Below are 14,390 nucleotides of genomic sequence, written 5' to 3' on the forward strand. Positions count from 1 at the left end.
CCTACATCTACCCGCCGGGCCCCTCGATGCGGATCATCTCCGACATCTTCGCGTACACCAGCGAGAGGATGCCGAAGTTCAACTCGATCTCGATCTCCGGATACCACATCCAGGAGGCCGGGGCCACGTGTGACCTGGAGCTCGCCTACACCCTCGCCGACGGGGTGGAGTACCTGCGGGCGGGTGTCGAGGCGGGTATGGACATCGACAGGTTCGCGCCGCGCCTGTCGTTCTTCTGGTGCATCGGCATGAACTTCTTCATGGAGGTCGCCAAGCTGCGGGCCGCCCGGCTGCTCTGGTCGCGGCTGGTGTCCGGGTTCGGAGCCAAGAACCCCAAGTCGCTCTCGCTGCGGACCCACTCGCAGACCTCCGGCTGGTCGCTCACCGCCCAGGACGTCTACAACAACGTCGTCCGCACCTGTGTCGAGGCGATGGCCGCGACCCAGGGCCACACCCAGTCGCTGCACACCAACGCGCTGGACGAGGCACTGGCCCTGCCCACCGACTTCTCCGCGCGGATCGCCCGCAACACCCAGCTGCTGCTCCAGCAGGAGTCGGGCACCTGCCGGGTGATCGACCCCTGGGGCGGCTCCTACTACGTCGAGCGGCTCACCCACGAGCTGGCGACCAGGGCATGGGCCCACATCGAGGAGGTGGAGGCCGCCGGGGGCATGGCGAAGGCCATCGACGCCGGGCTGCCCAAGCTCCGCATCGAGGAGGCCGCCGCCCGTACCCAGGCGCGCATCGACTCCGGGCGCCAGCCGGTCATCGGCGTCAACAAGTACCGGCCCGACGCCGACGAGCCCATCGAGGTGCTCAAGGTCGACAACACCTCCGTACGCGCCCAGCAGCTCGACAAGTTGCGCCGCCTGCGCGCCGAGCGCGACCCCGGGCGGGTGGAGGAGGCACTGACGGCACTCACCAAGGGAGCCGCGGGCGACGGGAACCTGCTCGCGCTGGCGATCGAGGCGGCCCGTGCCATGGCCACGGTCGGGGAGATCTCCGACGCCCTGGAGCGGGTGTTCGGGCGGCATGCGGCACAGATCCGTACGATCACCGGCGTGTATCGCGAGGAGGTGGGATCCGGCGTGGACGCGGTCCGCGAGGCGTGCGCCGAGTTCGAGCGGCTGGAGGGCCGCCGCCCCCGGATCCTGGTGGCGAAGATGGGCCAGGACGGTCACGACCGGGGCCAGAAGGTGATCGCCACGGCCTTCGCCGACCTCGGCTTCGACGTGGACGTCGGCCCGCTGTTCCAGACGCCCGAGGAGGTCGCCCGGCAGGCGGTCGAGGCGGACGTGCACGTGGTCGGCGTGAACTCGCTGGCCGCCGGCCACCTCACGCTCGTACCGGCGCTCCGCGAGGCGCTGGCCGAGCTGGGCGCGGAGGACGTCATGATCGTGGTCGGCGGTGTCATCCCGCCGGGCGACTTCGACGAGCTGCGCGCCGCGGGCGCGAGCGCGATCTTCCCGCCCGGCACCGTCATCGCCGACGCGGCCAGGGGCCTGCTGGCGGACCTGCTCACCCGGCTGGGTCATGACGCGGACGCTTGACGACTACGTCCAGGGGGTGAAGGAGGGCTCCAGGGTGTGGATCGCGCGGGCGATCACACTGGTGGAGTCCTCCAGGGCCGACCACAGGGAACTGGCCCAGCGGCTGCTGGTCGAGCTGACCCCGCTGGCCGGCGCGGCGCGCAGGGTCGGCATCACCGGCGTGCCCGGCGTCGGCAAGTCCACGTTCGTCGACGCGCTCGGCACGCGGCTGACCGGGGAGGGCCACCGGGTGGCGGTGCTCGCCGTCGACCCGTCCTCGACCCGTACCGGCGGGAGCATCCTGGGCGACAAGACCAGGATGTCCCGCCTGGCGGTCGACCCGAACGCCTTCATCCGCCCCTCGCCCACCTCGGGCACTCTGGGCGGGGTGGCCAGGGCGACCCGCGAGGCGATGGTCGTGGTGGAGGCGGCCGGGTACGACGTCGTCCTGGTGGAGACCGTCGGCGTCGGCCAGTCGGAGACCACCGTCGCCGACATGGTCGACACCTTCCTGCTGCTCACCCTGGCCAGGACGGGCGACCAGCTTCAGGGCATCAAGAAGGGCGTGCTGGAGCTGGCCGACGTGATCGCTATCAACAAGGCCGACGGTGCCGAGGGCAGTTCCCACGAGCTGGACGCGCGCAGGGCCGCCAGGGAACTCGCCGGAGCACTCCGCCTGCTGGGCGCGGAGCGGACGCCTCCGGTGCTCACCTGCAGCGGGATGACCGGTAACGGCCTGGAGGAGGTCTGGCACCAGGTCGTCAGGCACCGTGACGCGCTGGAGGCCTCGGGGGAGCTGGCCGAGCGCCGCCGCCGCCAGCAGGTCCGCTGGACCTGGGCCATGGTCACCGACCGGTTGCTCGCCCGGCTCCGCGAGCACCCCGAGGTCGCGGCGATCATCACCGAGCTGGAACGCGAGGTCGCCGAGGGTGAGGTCACCCCCTCGCTGGCGGCCGACCGCATCCTCGCGGCCTTCGGCAGGGGCGACTGACGGCTCCGGGCACGGCCCCTCGTAACCCTGGGTGACCTCGGGTGATGGCGTTGACGAGAGGCCGATCCGCCATTTACGCAACCGTGTTAAGCGTAGGTTAACGAGGCCTGTGTCCGGAACCGGCAAGGTTTATATCGAATACGAGCTTGATCACTTCTGGTAGGTCGTGTGATACTTCGTGCAAAGATTTACCAATGCTGAGATGTGATGCGCTTTAGTGCTTAAAGCAGGTAATGAGACAGACGAGGAGGCTCGGAGCGCCCTAGAAGGATTGTCGGCCGGTCGACCCTGATTCGTTGGCTGACCAGTCGTTATCCGCACGCCGAGCAGGAGTGGGACGAGTGGGACGTCCCGTTTTCGAACACCGCTGCGCTCACCCGCGCGGGCGGTGGTCTCATGCTGCGCGAATTCACATCACGTGAGGTGGGAGACGTTTGTCCATGGCCATCGACGTGCATGCTGGTTCCGGTCGCCGAGTGAGGTCCGTTTCGATACGCAGGGCTCTGCCGAAGTTGTACCGCGAACCGGTGGCCGCGCTCGCCGAGTTCGCCCGGGAGGCAGAGGGGGAGGTCGTCCGGCTGGAGCTGGGGCTGTTCCGCCCCTACCTGGTCACCCATCCCGACCACGTCCAGCAGGTGATGCGCGTCGAATGGACGAACTACCAGCGCCTGGGGATGTTCTGGCGCCCGCTGGAGCGGATCTTCGGGCACAGCATCATGAGCGACGGCGAGCACTGGCAGAACAGCCGGAAGGTCCTGCAGCCGCTGTTCACCACGAGGTACATCGCCACGATCACCGAGGAGGTGTCCAGGCGCGTCGCCGGGCGCGTCCAGGAGTGGGACGAGTACGCCAGGTCGGGGCGCACCTTCGACGCGGCCACGGAGATGTCCAGGATCCTCAGCTACATCGTCAACCGGGTGCTGTTCGGGGACAAGCTGAACCGGGAGGACGGGGACCGCATCATCCCCGCCTTCGAACGGGTGTCCCACTCGCTCGTCTACCGGATTCTCATGCCGTTCATGCCGTATTTCATCCGGATACCTGGGGACCGGGCCTTCCTGAAGGCCGTCAAGAAGATCGACGGCGTGGTCTTTCCCGTGGTCAGGAAGGCGATGGCCGCCCCTGACGACAATGTCGACATCATCTCCGTGCTCTGCCGGTCCGTCGACGAGAACGGCGACGCGCTCACCGAGAAGCAGATCCGCGACGCCCTGGTCAGCGTGTACGCCGCGTCGTCGGAGACCACCGCGATGGTCCTCACCTGGCTGTGGCTGCTGCTGGACGAGCACCCGGACGTCAAGGCCCGGCTCCAGGCGGAGATCGACGAGGTGGTGGGCGATGGGCCGGCCCGTCCCGAGCACATCCCCCACCTCACCTACACCCGCATGGTCCTCCAGGAGACCCTGCGCCTGTACCCGGCGGGCTGGCTGCTCCCTCGCGTGGTCATGGAGGACGCGGAGATCGGCGGCGTGCGGATCAAGGCCGGCTCGACAGTGCTGATCACCCCGTACGCCACCCAGCGGCTTGCGGAGTTCTGGGAGCGTCCGGACGAGTTCGACCCCGAGCGGTTCGCGCCCGGCAGGGCCGAGAGCGAGGAGCGCAGGCACAGGTACGCCTACTTCCCCTTCGGCGGCGGGCCGCACAAATGCCTGGGCGAGCCCCTGTTCTACGTCGAGACGCCACTGGTGGTCGCGAGCATCCTCAGCCGGTTCCGGATGTCGGTGCGCACGCCGGGGCCGTTCGTCACGGCGTGGGCCGCCTCACTGCGCCCCAAGGGAAAGGTCGAACTGGGCGTGTCCTCCGCCCGGCACGATCGGGACGGGGGCCCGCGATGACGGGGCGGCCCGACCTCGGCGTCCGGCCGGAGGCGGTGGAGGCCGGGACGATCTGCGCCCGTGCCGGCCACTCCCAGCGGGAGATGCGCGAGTGGGCGGAGACCTATCCCGGTCTGTTCTCCGCGAAGCCCTTCGACGCGGCCCTGTACAGCACCCTCTCGCTGGCCATGGCGTTCGGCGGGCCCTGGTTCACCGCCGAGCAGCTGCGGATGGCGAACAAGACCTCCCTGTGGGCGTTCGGGCTGGACTGGCTCGTCGACTACGTCGCCACCTCGCCGGCCGAGGTGGCGGACATCGCCCGGCGGTGCCTGGACGTGGCCGCCGGGGGGCCACCGGTTCCCGGCGACGACCTCACCCGCATGCTCGCCGACATCCGCGACGAACTCGCCTCCTCGCCCGCCTTCCCCGAGCTCGGACCGATCTGGCGCGACGAGCTGGAACGCATGCTGGACGGGATGCTCACGGAGTGGCGCTGGAAGAGCGACAAGGTCACGCCGACCTTCGAGGAGTATCTCGGCAACGCCGACAACCTCGGCTTCTCCTTCGTGTTCGCCGCCCACTGGATCCACGTCACGGGCCAGGGCGCGGTCGCGGACGTCGGTCCGCTGCGCGAGGCGGGCCGGGCCGTGCAACGGGTCATCCGCCTCCTCAACGACCTGGGCACCTACGAACGGGACGTCGCCTGGGGAGACCTCAACGTCCTGCTGCTCGACATCGGCCGCGCCGAGGTGGAGCGGCGGATCGCCGAGCTGGCGGCACGGAGCAGGGAACTGGTCGCCCCGCTCCGGGAGGCTCATCCGGAGCTGGCGGGCTACATGGAACGACAGATGGACTTCTGCGCCGGTTTCTACCAGGTCGGTGACTACTGGGGGGCGTTGTGAGCGTCGACGGCCTGTCCGCTCCTGCGGTGCTCGGCGCCTCGCCGGCGATCGGCCGGGGAACCCTCGACGGGTACGACGCGGGGAGCGGCACGAAGAGCGGCACCGGGGCAGGCGACGGAATCGACACGGTCGCCGAGGCGCGCGAGCTGGTCGCCGGGCTGCTGGCCCAGCCCTGGGGGCAGGTGTCCGCCTCCCCGTACGAGACGGGCCGGCTGGTGAGCCTGGCCCCGTGGCTGACCGGGCACACCGAGCGGATCGGGTTCCTGCTCGCCACCCAGCGGCCGGACGGCGGCTGGCACTCATCCGGCGACCATGCTCTGGTCCCCACCCTGAGCGCGGTCGAGGCGCTGCTGGCCGAGATCGGGCGCGGCACCTCCGCCGACCCCGATCTGCTCGCCAAGGCGGCCGATCGCGGGCTGGAGGCCGTGCGGAATCGCTCCCGCTCCGCCGCGCCCCTGCCGGACACGCCCGCGATCGAGCTCATCGTGTCGTCCCTGCTCTCCCTGATCGACGGCCACCTTGACGGGGAGGGGCCGAAACCACCCCCGGGCCTGGACGGTGCCAAGCTGGCCGGGGTCAGGGCGTGGTTGGCGTCGGGCGCGGAGATACCGCAGAAGCTGGTCCACGCCCTTGAGATCGCGGGAGCGGAGGCGACGGCGGCCTCCGGGATCCTCCCCACGCCGATGCCCGGCGGGATGGCGGCCGTCGGCGCCTCGCCCGCGGCCGGCGCCGCCTGGCTGGCCGCGTCGCCCGGCTCCAGGCCAGGCCAGGAAGCGGCCGTACGGCGCTACCTGGAGGCGGTCGTGGCCTCCACCGGCGGGCCGGTGCCCTGTGCCCTCCCCATCAGCGTGTTCGAGCGAGGCTGGACGCTCAGCTGGCTGCGGCGCGCGGGAATCCCGGTGGACGTGTCACCGGAGCTGGTCGCGAGCCTGCGGGACGGGCTCGGCCCCGAGGGGGCCGCCACGGGGCCCGGTCTTCCCGAGGACGCCGACACCACCTCCGTCGCCCTGTACGCGCTGGCGTTGATCGGCGAGCCGCGCGAGCCCGAGGGGCTGTGGCCGTTCGAGATGGAGACCCACTTCTGCACCTGGCGCGGGGAGGAGGGGATGTCCCCGACGACCAACGCGCACGTGCTCGACGCCTTCGGCGAGTACCTGCGCAGGTGCGGGGGAGAGCCCCGCCACGAGGCCGTCGTGACCAAGCTGGCGGCGTGGCTGCGTGCCCGCCAGGAGGCGGACGGCAGCTGGACGGACCGCTGGCACGTCTCGCCGTACTACGCCACCGCCTGCTGCGCCATCGCGCTGCGCGAGTTCGGCGGTGAGGAGTCGGCGGGCGCGGTGGGCGGGGCACTGGCGTGGGTGTTCGGCACCCAGCGCGCGGACGGGTCGTGGGGCCGCTGGGAGGGCACCGCGGAGGAGACCGCCTACGCGCTGCAGACCCTGCTGCTGGCCGGCGCGACGCGGGAGGAGGAGCGGTGGCGGGAGGCCGTGGAACGCGGATACCGTCGCCTGGCGGCCACCCGGGACGGCGAGGCGCCGTCGCTCTGGGTCGACAAGGATCTGTACCTGCCGGTGGCGATCGTCAGGGCAGCCGTTCTGGGCGCGCTTCACCTGGCACGGCGCGCGCTCTCACTTCCTGAGGACGACTCGTATTGAGAATTGACTATGAATTCAAAACAGGACAGAAGGGCTCATCTACTCTGTCCCGCCTTGAGTGTGTTTAGTGACATTGCTAGGGTTCGGCGGGTGTGATGTGGGATGTCCCGCTGACCCATGCGATGTGGCGACCGTTTGAACTACATGCGTCGACTGCCGCAAAAATGTGCCGTCTATTTTCTTTCTGCTTCCCGGGGTGGATACCATGCGCTTGCGTAACGCGAGCTTGCGGACCAAGGTCACGGCACTTCTGGTGTCGCTCACCGCGCTCTGGGCGTTCACGGCATGGGTGACGGTCCGTGACGGTCTGAACATGCTGGGCGTGGCGACCCTCAACACCGACGTGGCGGAGCCGGGCGAACGGCTCATCGTCGAGTTGCAGGCGGAACGACGGCTTACCGCGATCACGCTGGGCGCGGGCGGCACGGAACGCCGGCGGCGCGACGCGCTGGCCGCCCAGCGCGGACGCACCGACGCCGCGGGTGCGAACTTCCGGGAGCTCACCGCCGGCAGCAGCAGCGTGCAACTGCTGGGAAGCTCGGCCCTGGGGCATCGTATCGCCGAGACACGCCAGCTGCTGGACGAGCTGGCCACCACGCGCAAGGCGATCGACACGGGCCGGGGCAGCCGGACCTGGGCGGCCGCGGAGTTCACCGGTATCGTCGACTCCGTCTACCGCGTCTACGACTCGCTGGCCACGCTGGACGACGAGGAACTCGCCAAGGACACCCGCACGCTCATCGAGATGAACCGGGCCCGGGACCTGCTGTCCCAGGGAGACGCCCTGGTGATGGGCGCCCTGACGGCGGGCAGGTTCGCCGACGGCGAGCAGGTCAGGCTCACGCAGATCATCGGCACGCGGCGCTTCCTCCTCACCGAGGCGGTGGCCGAACTGCCCGCGGCCGACCAGGAAGCCTACCGGCAGCTGGCCACCAGCGAGCAGTTCACTCGGCTGAGAGCCATGGAGGAGCAGCTGATCGGGGACGCGAACGTGGTGTCGACCGGAATGATCGACGTCGCGCGATGGAGCTCCGACGCCCAGCCCGCACAGGCCAAGCTGACGGAGGCGGTGCTCACGGCCGGCGACGGCGTGGTCGAGCGGTCGGGCCCGGTCGCCGTCGGCGTCATAGTACGGCTCGCGCTGGCCGGCGGCCTGGGCCTCGTGGCCGTCATCGCCTCGGTCGTCCTGGCCATCACCACGGCCCGCGCCCTGGTCCAGCAGCTGGAGAAGCTGCGGGCCGCCGCCTGGGAGCTCGCCAACGAGCGGCTGCCCTCCGTGGTCGAGCGGATCGGCCACGGGCAGGTGGTGGACGTCGCGGCCGAGGCGCCGCCCCTCAAGTTCGGCGACGACCAGATCGGGCAGGTCGGCCAGGCGTTCAACGCCGTACAGCAGACCGCCATCAAGGTCGCCGCGGAGCAGGCCCAGCTCCGTCGCGACATCGCCGACATCCTGCGCAACCTCGCCCGCCGCACCCAGTCGCTCGTGCATCGCCAGCTGAGCGTGCTCGACGTCATGGAGCGGCGCGAGAACGACCCGCAGGAGCTGCGCGACCTGTTCCGGCTCGACCACCTGGCGACCCGGATGCGGCGCTACGCGGAGAACCTCCTCGTGCTCTCCGGCGCGGCGCCCGGCCGCGCCTGGCGCGACGCGGTCCCGATGATCGACGTGGTCCGCGGCTCGCTCGCCGAGATCGAGGACTACACCCGGGTCGACGTGATGCCCCTGGGCGAGGTGGCGCTGGACGGCCGGGCCGTGAGCGACGTGATCCATCTGATCGCCGAGCTCGTCGAGAACGCGGCGTCCTTCTCCCCGCCCTACACCACGGTCCAGGTCGGCGGACACCTCGTGGCCCACGGCTACGCGCTGGAGATCGAGGACCGGGGGCTGGGCATGAGTGCCGCGGACATCGCGAGCGCCAACGAGCGGATCGCCAACCCCCCGGAGCTCAAGCTCTCCGGCAACGCCAGGCTGGGCCTGTACGTCGTCAGCCGCCTGGCCGAACGGCACGAGATCCGGGTGACCTTCAAGGCGTCCCCGTACGGCGGCACGACCGTCGTCGTCCTCATCCCGCAGGACCTGATCAACGAGGAGCAGCCGGAAGCCTCCGTCGGCGTCGGCGTGCCGCAGGCACGCCCGGCGAGCAGCGGCGAGATGAACGGCACCACGTCCGCGGTCGCCGCGGTCCGTGGCCGGGCCGGCGATCCCCTGGGCATCGCCGGCCCGGTGCGGACCGGCGGCGCCGAGGGAGAGCCCGTCGACGAGTCCGTCCCGGGTGCCTGGCCCGAGGCGTGGGAACCCGCGTCTCCCGGCCGCGTCGCAGACCCTGGTCTTCCCGCGGGTCTCGCCGATCCGGCGTCTCCCGGCCGCTTCGCCGATCCCGCGGCACTCAGGCAGCTGCCCGACTCCGGAGCACCTATGAGCCTGCCCGACTTCACGAACCCCGGGCCTCCCGCCGCACCGGGCGCGCCCGACGGCTCCACCGCTCCCGGACGTGCGGGCGGCCCGGGGGCGACACTGCCGCCCGTGCTGCCCCCGCCCGACAGCAGCCACACACCGGGCGGCCTCCCGAGGCGTGTTCCCCAGACGCATCTCGCCGCCCCGCTGCAGGACGACGAGGTGGCCGCGCCGGTGCCCCCGGACGACGACGGCGCCGACGAGCGCTCCCCGGAGATGATCCGCGCGGCCATGACGTCCTTCCAAACGGGCACGCGCCGCGGCCGCGACGACGCGGCCCAGCTGACCAGGCGGGCAGGCGATCCCGTGGACGAGGGTGGGCCCGTCGGGTGACCCCAATATGTGAGCGTGTGCCGGGTCGGTGCCGATGAGGCGCCGAGGGCCGGCGACGGAACATCGGCAGGCAGAAGGAGAGGACAACGAGTGGTGCAGGGAACAGGATCTTTCACGGACCTGGCCTGGTTGCTGGACGACCTGGTCTCGCGGGTGGAGGAAGCTCAGCACGGAATCGTGTTCTCCACAGACGGCCTGCTGCTCGCCGCGTCGGCGGGATTCTCCCCCGCCGACGCCGAACATCTGGCCGCCGTCGGATCGGCGATCCAGAGCCTGGGCCGGGGGGTCAGCGACCGGGTCGGTGGCGGGCCGATGCGCCAGACCATCATCGAGATGCGGACGGCGTACCTGATCGTGACGGCCGCCGGGCAGGGAGCGTGCCTGGCGGTGCTCTGCGGAGCCGAGGCCGACGTCGGCCTGGTCGCCTACGAGATGGCCATGCTCGTCACCCGCGTCGGCCAGTACCTCACCTCGCCCACCCGGACCGCCGACTCCTCCTTCAGAGGCGACGGCACGCGATGAGCATCTTCGACGAGCAGCCCGAGGCCCAGTGGGTCGGGGACGAGGCGGGGCCGATCGTCAGGCCGTACATCCTGACGCGAGGCAGGACCGAACCGACCCGCGGCAGGTTCGACCTCATCACCCTGGTGGTGACCATCCGGCAGGTCTCGTCGAGGGAGCCGGGCCTGGACCCGGAGTGCCTGGCCATCGTCCGGCTCTGCCAGTTGGCCCAGTCGGTCGCGGAGATCGCCGCCCACATGAACCTTCCGGCAGGCACGGTCCGTGTCCTGCTCAGTGACCTGCTCGACCAGGGATTCATCGCCATACAAGAACCGCATTCGGAGACGGACATGCACGACGAGAGGCTGTACAGGGCGGTGCTCGATGGACTCCGTGCGCTCTAGCCGTGACGCCGGGCGCGCGAAGCTGCCCAAGGCGATCAAGATCCTGGTCGCCGGAGGATTCGGCGCGGGCAAGACCACGCTGGTCGGCGCGGTCTCCGAGATCGAGCCGCTGCGCACCGAGGAGACCCTGAGCGACCGGGGTATCGGTGTCGACGACCTGTCGGGCGTGGAGACCAAGCAGACCACCACTGTCGCGATGGACTTCGGCCGCATCACCATCGGCGACGACTACCGCCTCTACCTGTTCGGCACGCCTGGGCAGGAGCGCTTCTGGTTCCTCTGGGACGAGCTGGCGCTGGGCGCGCTGGGCGCGGTGGTCCTCGCCGACACCCGCAGGCTGGCCGACTGCTTCCCCTCGCTCGACTACTTCGAGCGGCGCGAGACGCCCTTCATCGTCGCGGTCAACTGCTTCGACGGGGCTCGCCGCTACGAGCTCGACGAGGTCAGGCTCGGGCTGACCCTCCACGAGGACATCCCGATCGTGCTGTGCGACGCCAGGCAGCGGGAGTCGGGCAAGGAGGTGCTCATCGCCCTCGTGGAGCACGCGATGCGGATGCGGCTGGGCATGCCGTCCTCTCCGGGGAGCGTCGAACCCTCCGCGGAGCGGACCGGGACCCGCTGACGCCCATGTCCCCCTTCCGGGGCGGACGGGAACCATCGAGCCCGTCCTCCCCGTGGAGCGGGTGGTCCCGCACGGTGGGCACGCCCACCTCCGGGGCGGATCGTCACCGTCCCGGGAGCGTTTTTGTCCCTCCGGCAGGGATGAATCCCTTCCCCTCGGACACGTGTACGCGATGCCCCGTGTCCGGCGTGTCACGATAGCGGCGATCACCGGGAGTCCTACCGCGTGGAGAGCCCTATGTGTGACGATCCGAACATGCCTCTCACCGTGGCGCGGGCGCTCGGAGAGTACCGGGCACTGCTGGCCGAGCACGGGGTCACCTGGGGTGAGGATCCCATCTTCTACGTCAAGTCGATGGCCACCGACGCCTACCTGATGGGCACGACGACCTTCTGGGAGGTCTGTTACGGCATGCTCGGCGCCCGCTACCCGGGAATGCCGTTCAAGGAGATCGGGGACCGCCTCGACGAGCTGGACATGGACGAGGTGGTCCGCGCTGTCCTGGCGGGCAGGGTGCTCGACAACCTCGCCGCGCTCCGCCTCACCAGGGAGGGCGCCGTGGTCGAGGCGCGGGCGCGGGCCGTGCTGGACGGCAGCCCCCTGCGCACGACGCTGCTGGTCGACTCCGCCAGGCCGGAGCCGGTCACCGTGCTGGTGGACGGGCGGGCACACGTGGTCGGCCCCGGCGGTGCCCGGCTCATCAAGATCACGAATCGGAGCGAGGTGGTCGCCGACGGCCTACCGGTCGACCTGTCGTCACTGGCACGCCGGGTCCCCGCGGCCCGCCTGCGGGTGCGCGCGGGCCTGGCGTGCAAGTGGAGCGTGTACGGCGAGCACGGGCAGGGCTGGTATCCCGAGGGTGCCCCCGACAGGTACGACTACCACGTGATGCCCTACTTCCACGGCGACGACCTGGTCCTGGACGTCCCGGCCGAGACGCTGACGGTCCGGGTCTCCAGGGGCATGGAGTACGGCTCCGCCGAGGTCACGCTCACCCCGGCCGAGGGGGAGGAGACCCTCGTCGAGCTGACCCCCGAGCGGCTCTACGACGCGGCGGCCCTCGGCTGGTACGGCGGGGACATGCACGTCCACCTCAACTGGGCGGGCGACATGGTCGGCACGCCCGAGCTCGCGGGGACCATGCAGCACGGCGAGGACCTGCACGTCCTCAACCTGGTCGCGGGGAACGTCTCCTCCGAGCGGGTCTACGACTCCGAGGCGCTGGAGCACTGGGCGGGACGTGACCTGCCCTGGTCCGACGCCTCGCACGTGGCCAGGATCGGTGTGGAGTACCGCAACGACCTGCTCGGCCACCTCTACGCCTTCGGCGTCTCGGCTCCGCCCTCACGGTTCCACACGGGTTTCCTCGGCACCGCCGACTGGCCCCCCAACAGCGTCGCCTGCGAGGAACTCCGCGGCCTCGGCGCCGTGACCGGCTACAGTCATCCCTTCCACACGCCGTTCGCCGACGCCGACGCACCGGACAAGGCACTGCTGTGGGGACGCAACTGCTCCTCCAGGGAGATCGTCGCCGACGCGGCCCTCGGCCTCGTCGACACCCTCGACGTGCTCAGCCAGACCTCGATCACCGCGACCGCCGCCGTCTACCGGCGCCTGATCGGGGCGGGCAACCGCATCGCGGTCACCGCGGGGACCGATGCGATGGTCTCCTTCGCCCGGCGGGGAAACCAGTCCAACCCGCCCGGCTGGGCGCGGGTCTACGCCCGGGTGGACGGAGCGCTGAGCGCCGCGTCGTTCGCCGAGGCGGTCAGGAGGGGCCGTACCTTCGGTACCACCGGCCCCTGGCTGGAGCTGTCGGCCGGAGGCCACGGCCCCGGTGCCACCCTGGACCTGTCGCCGGGCGAGCGGATCACGATCACCGCCCGGTCGGTGGGGCCCGAGGTGCAGCGGCTGGAGATTCGCACAGCCGACGGCGTGCTGGCCGAGGGGCCGCCCGGCGAACTGACCGCGGAACTGGTCGTCGGCGACCCCACCTACGTGGTCGCCCTCGCCACCGGTGGCCCGCACGAGCGGTCCTTCACCGGCGAGGTGTACGCCCACACCAGCCCGGTCTACCTCGACGTGGGCGGCCGTCACGTGGCCAGGGCCGAGGACGTCGGCTGGTGCCTGGAGTGGCTGGACACCCTGGAGGCGCTCCTTCGCGAGGAGGGCGTCTTCGAGACGGCCGGGCAGCTCACCGACCATCTTGACCTGATCGGCCGGGCCAGAGAGGTCTACCGGGAACGCCTGACCTGACGGCGCGCGACCGGAGCCGCTCCTCGGGAGTGCCCACGGGATGGGACATGCGAGGCTTGTCAGCATGAATCGCCTGGCTGAGGTTGACCTGTCACGGAAGCTCACCAAGAACGAGGCCTCCGAGCGGCTCGACGCCGCTCTCGAACGCCTGCTCCACCTGCGGCTCACGCTCGGCGGTCAGGTCGGCGAGCAGCGCATCGGTCCGCCGCTGTGCGTGGTCTTCGAGGGGTGGGACGCCTCGGGCAAGGGAGGTGCCATCAAGCGGCTGGTGCGCCCGCTGGACCCGCGCCACGTTCGCGTCGCGCAGTTCGCCGCGCCGACCTACGACGAGAAGCGCCACCACTTCCTGTGGCGGTTCTGGCCGGTCCTGCCCGGCTGGGGCGGGATGACCGTGCTCGACCGCTCCTGGTACGGCCGGGTGCTGGTGGAGCGGGTCGAGGGCTTCGCCACCGAGGAGCAGTGGTCCCGCGCGTACGGGGAGATCGTGGAGTTCGAGCGGACCCTCACGGCCGAGGGCATGATCTTGGTCAAGTTCTGGATGCACGTCTCCGAGGACGAGCAGCTACGGCGCTTCCAGGACCGGGCCGGTGACCCGCTGCGGGCCTGGAAGCTCACGGACGAGGACTGGCGCAACCGCGAGAAGCGTCCGCTGTACGAGGCCGCGGTGGAGGACATGCTCGCACGTACCGACCATCCGAAGGCGCCGTGGCACGTGGTCCCCGGTGACGACAAACGCCTGGCCCGCGTCACGGTGGTGGAGACCGTCTGCGCCGCGATCGAGGCCGAACTCGCCGCCCGGGGCTACGAGCCGGCGATCCCCGCCGCGCCGGAGGCCGGGGCGGAGGATGTGGCGGACGACTAGCGGGACCGTGTCGTTAAAGCCGTTCTGACAAGAAGCATGGAAGCGGTGGGGACGTGCCGGGCACCG

Annotated in this window: 11 protein-coding genes; all 11 read left to right on the top strand. The window is 70.8% G+C overall.

Annotation, left to right across the window (positions count from 1 at the left end):
* A partial coding sequence (scpA, locus tag ABT130_RS35320) for a methylmalonyl-CoA mutase (protein ID WP_350963008.1) occupies window positions 1–1,550 on the top strand: 1,550 nt, incomplete at its 5' end.
* Window positions 1,534–2,520 (top strand): methylmalonyl Co-A mutase-associated GTPase MeaB, encoded by a 987-nt coding sequence (meaB, locus tag ABT130_RS35325; RefSeq protein WP_350963011.1) that lies wholly within the window; start codon window positions 1,534–1,536, stop codon window positions 2,518–2,520. The genes scpA and meaB, both read left to right, overlap by 17 nt.
* Window positions 2,521–3,047: 527 nt before the next feature.
* A complete protein-coding gene (locus ABT130_RS35330; protein WP_350963014.1) occupies window positions 3,048–4,355 on the top strand; it encodes a cytochrome P450 in 1,308 nt (435 codons plus the stop codon).
* Complete coding sequence (locus tag ABT130_RS35335) at window positions 4,352–5,236, top strand: terpene synthase family protein (protein WP_350963016.1); 885 nt, start codon at window positions 4,352–4,354, stop codon at window positions 5,234–5,236. The genes ABT130_RS35330 and ABT130_RS35335 overlap by 4 nt, the downstream gene beginning before the upstream one ends.
* Entirely contained in the window at window positions 5,233–6,891 is a 1,659-nt protein-coding gene (locus ABT130_RS35340; RefSeq protein WP_350963019.1) for a prenyltransferase/squalene oxidase repeat-containing protein, read from the top strand. The genes ABT130_RS35335 and ABT130_RS35340 overlap by 4 nt, the downstream gene beginning before the upstream one ends.
* 205 nt (window positions 6,892–7,096) lie before the next feature.
* A complete protein-coding gene (locus tag ABT130_RS35345; RefSeq protein ID WP_350963021.1) occupies window positions 7,097–9,679 on the top strand; it encodes a sensor histidine kinase in 2,583 nt (860 codons plus the stop codon).
* Between the two features lie 90 nt (window positions 9,680–9,769).
* Window positions 9,770–10,201, top strand: coding sequence for a roadblock/LC7 domain-containing protein (locus ABT130_RS35350; RefSeq protein WP_350919688.1), 432 nt, complete (start codon window positions 9,770–9,772; stop codon window positions 10,199–10,201).
* Window positions 10,198–10,584 carry a DUF742 domain-containing protein gene (locus tag ABT130_RS35355; protein ID WP_326641175.1) on the top strand — a complete coding sequence of 129 codons (387 nt, stop codon included), beginning with the start codon at window positions 10,198–10,200 and terminating at the stop codon, window positions 10,582–10,584. The genes ABT130_RS35350 and ABT130_RS35355 overlap by 4 nt, the downstream gene beginning before the upstream one ends.
* Window positions 10,565–11,206 carry a GTP-binding protein gene (locus tag ABT130_RS35360; protein WP_350919684.1) on the top strand — a complete coding sequence of 214 codons (642 nt, stop codon included), beginning with the start codon at window positions 10,565–10,567 and terminating at the stop codon, window positions 11,204–11,206. The genes ABT130_RS35355 and ABT130_RS35360 overlap by 20 nt, the downstream gene beginning before the upstream one ends.
* 255 nt (window positions 11,207–11,461) lie before the next feature.
* Entirely contained in the window at window positions 11,462–13,462 is a 2,001-nt protein-coding gene (locus tag ABT130_RS35365) for a CehA/McbA family metallohydrolase (protein ID WP_350963024.1), read from the top strand.
* 64 nt (window positions 13,463–13,526) lie between these two features.
* Entirely contained in the window at window positions 13,527–14,324 is a 798-nt protein-coding gene (locus tag ABT130_RS35370) for a polyphosphate kinase 2 family protein (RefSeq protein ID WP_350919678.1), read from the top strand.
* Window positions 14,325–14,390: the final 66 nt, after the last annotated feature.

Source organism: Streptosporangium sp. NPDC001681 (assembly GCF_040298085.1).
In the GTDB taxonomy this organism is placed as follows: Bacteria; Actinomycetota; Actinomycetes; order Streptosporangiales; family Streptosporangiaceae; genus Streptosporangium.

Excerpts from the sequence above, each read along its gene's own strand:
- meaB (WP_350963011.1), top strand. The coding sequence starts at position 1,534 with ATGACGCGGACGCTTGACGACTACGTCCAGGGGGTGAAGGAGGGCTCC.
- ABT130_RS35335 (WP_350963016.1), top strand. The coding sequence starts at position 4,352 with ATGACGGGGCGGCCCGACCTCGGCGTCCGGCCGGAGGCGGTGGAGGCC.
- ABT130_RS35345 (WP_350963021.1), top strand. The coding sequence starts at position 7,097 with ATGCGCTTGCGTAACGCGAGCTTGCGGACCAAGGTCACGGCACTTCTG.
- ABT130_RS35355 (WP_326641175.1), top strand. The coding sequence starts at position 10,198 with ATGAGCATCTTCGACGAGCAGCCCGAGGCCCAGTGGGTCGGGGACGAG.
- ABT130_RS35360 (WP_350919684.1), top strand. The coding sequence starts at position 10,565 with ATGGACTCCGTGCGCTCTAGCCGTGACGCCGGGCGCGCGAAGCTGCCC.
- ABT130_RS35365 (WP_350963024.1), top strand. The coding sequence starts at position 11,462 with ATGCCTCTCACCGTGGCGCGGGCGCTCGGAGAGTACCGGGCACTGCTG.
- ABT130_RS35370 (WP_350919678.1), top strand. The coding sequence starts at position 13,527 with ATGAATCGCCTGGCTGAGGTTGACCTGTCACGGAAGCTCACCAAGAAC.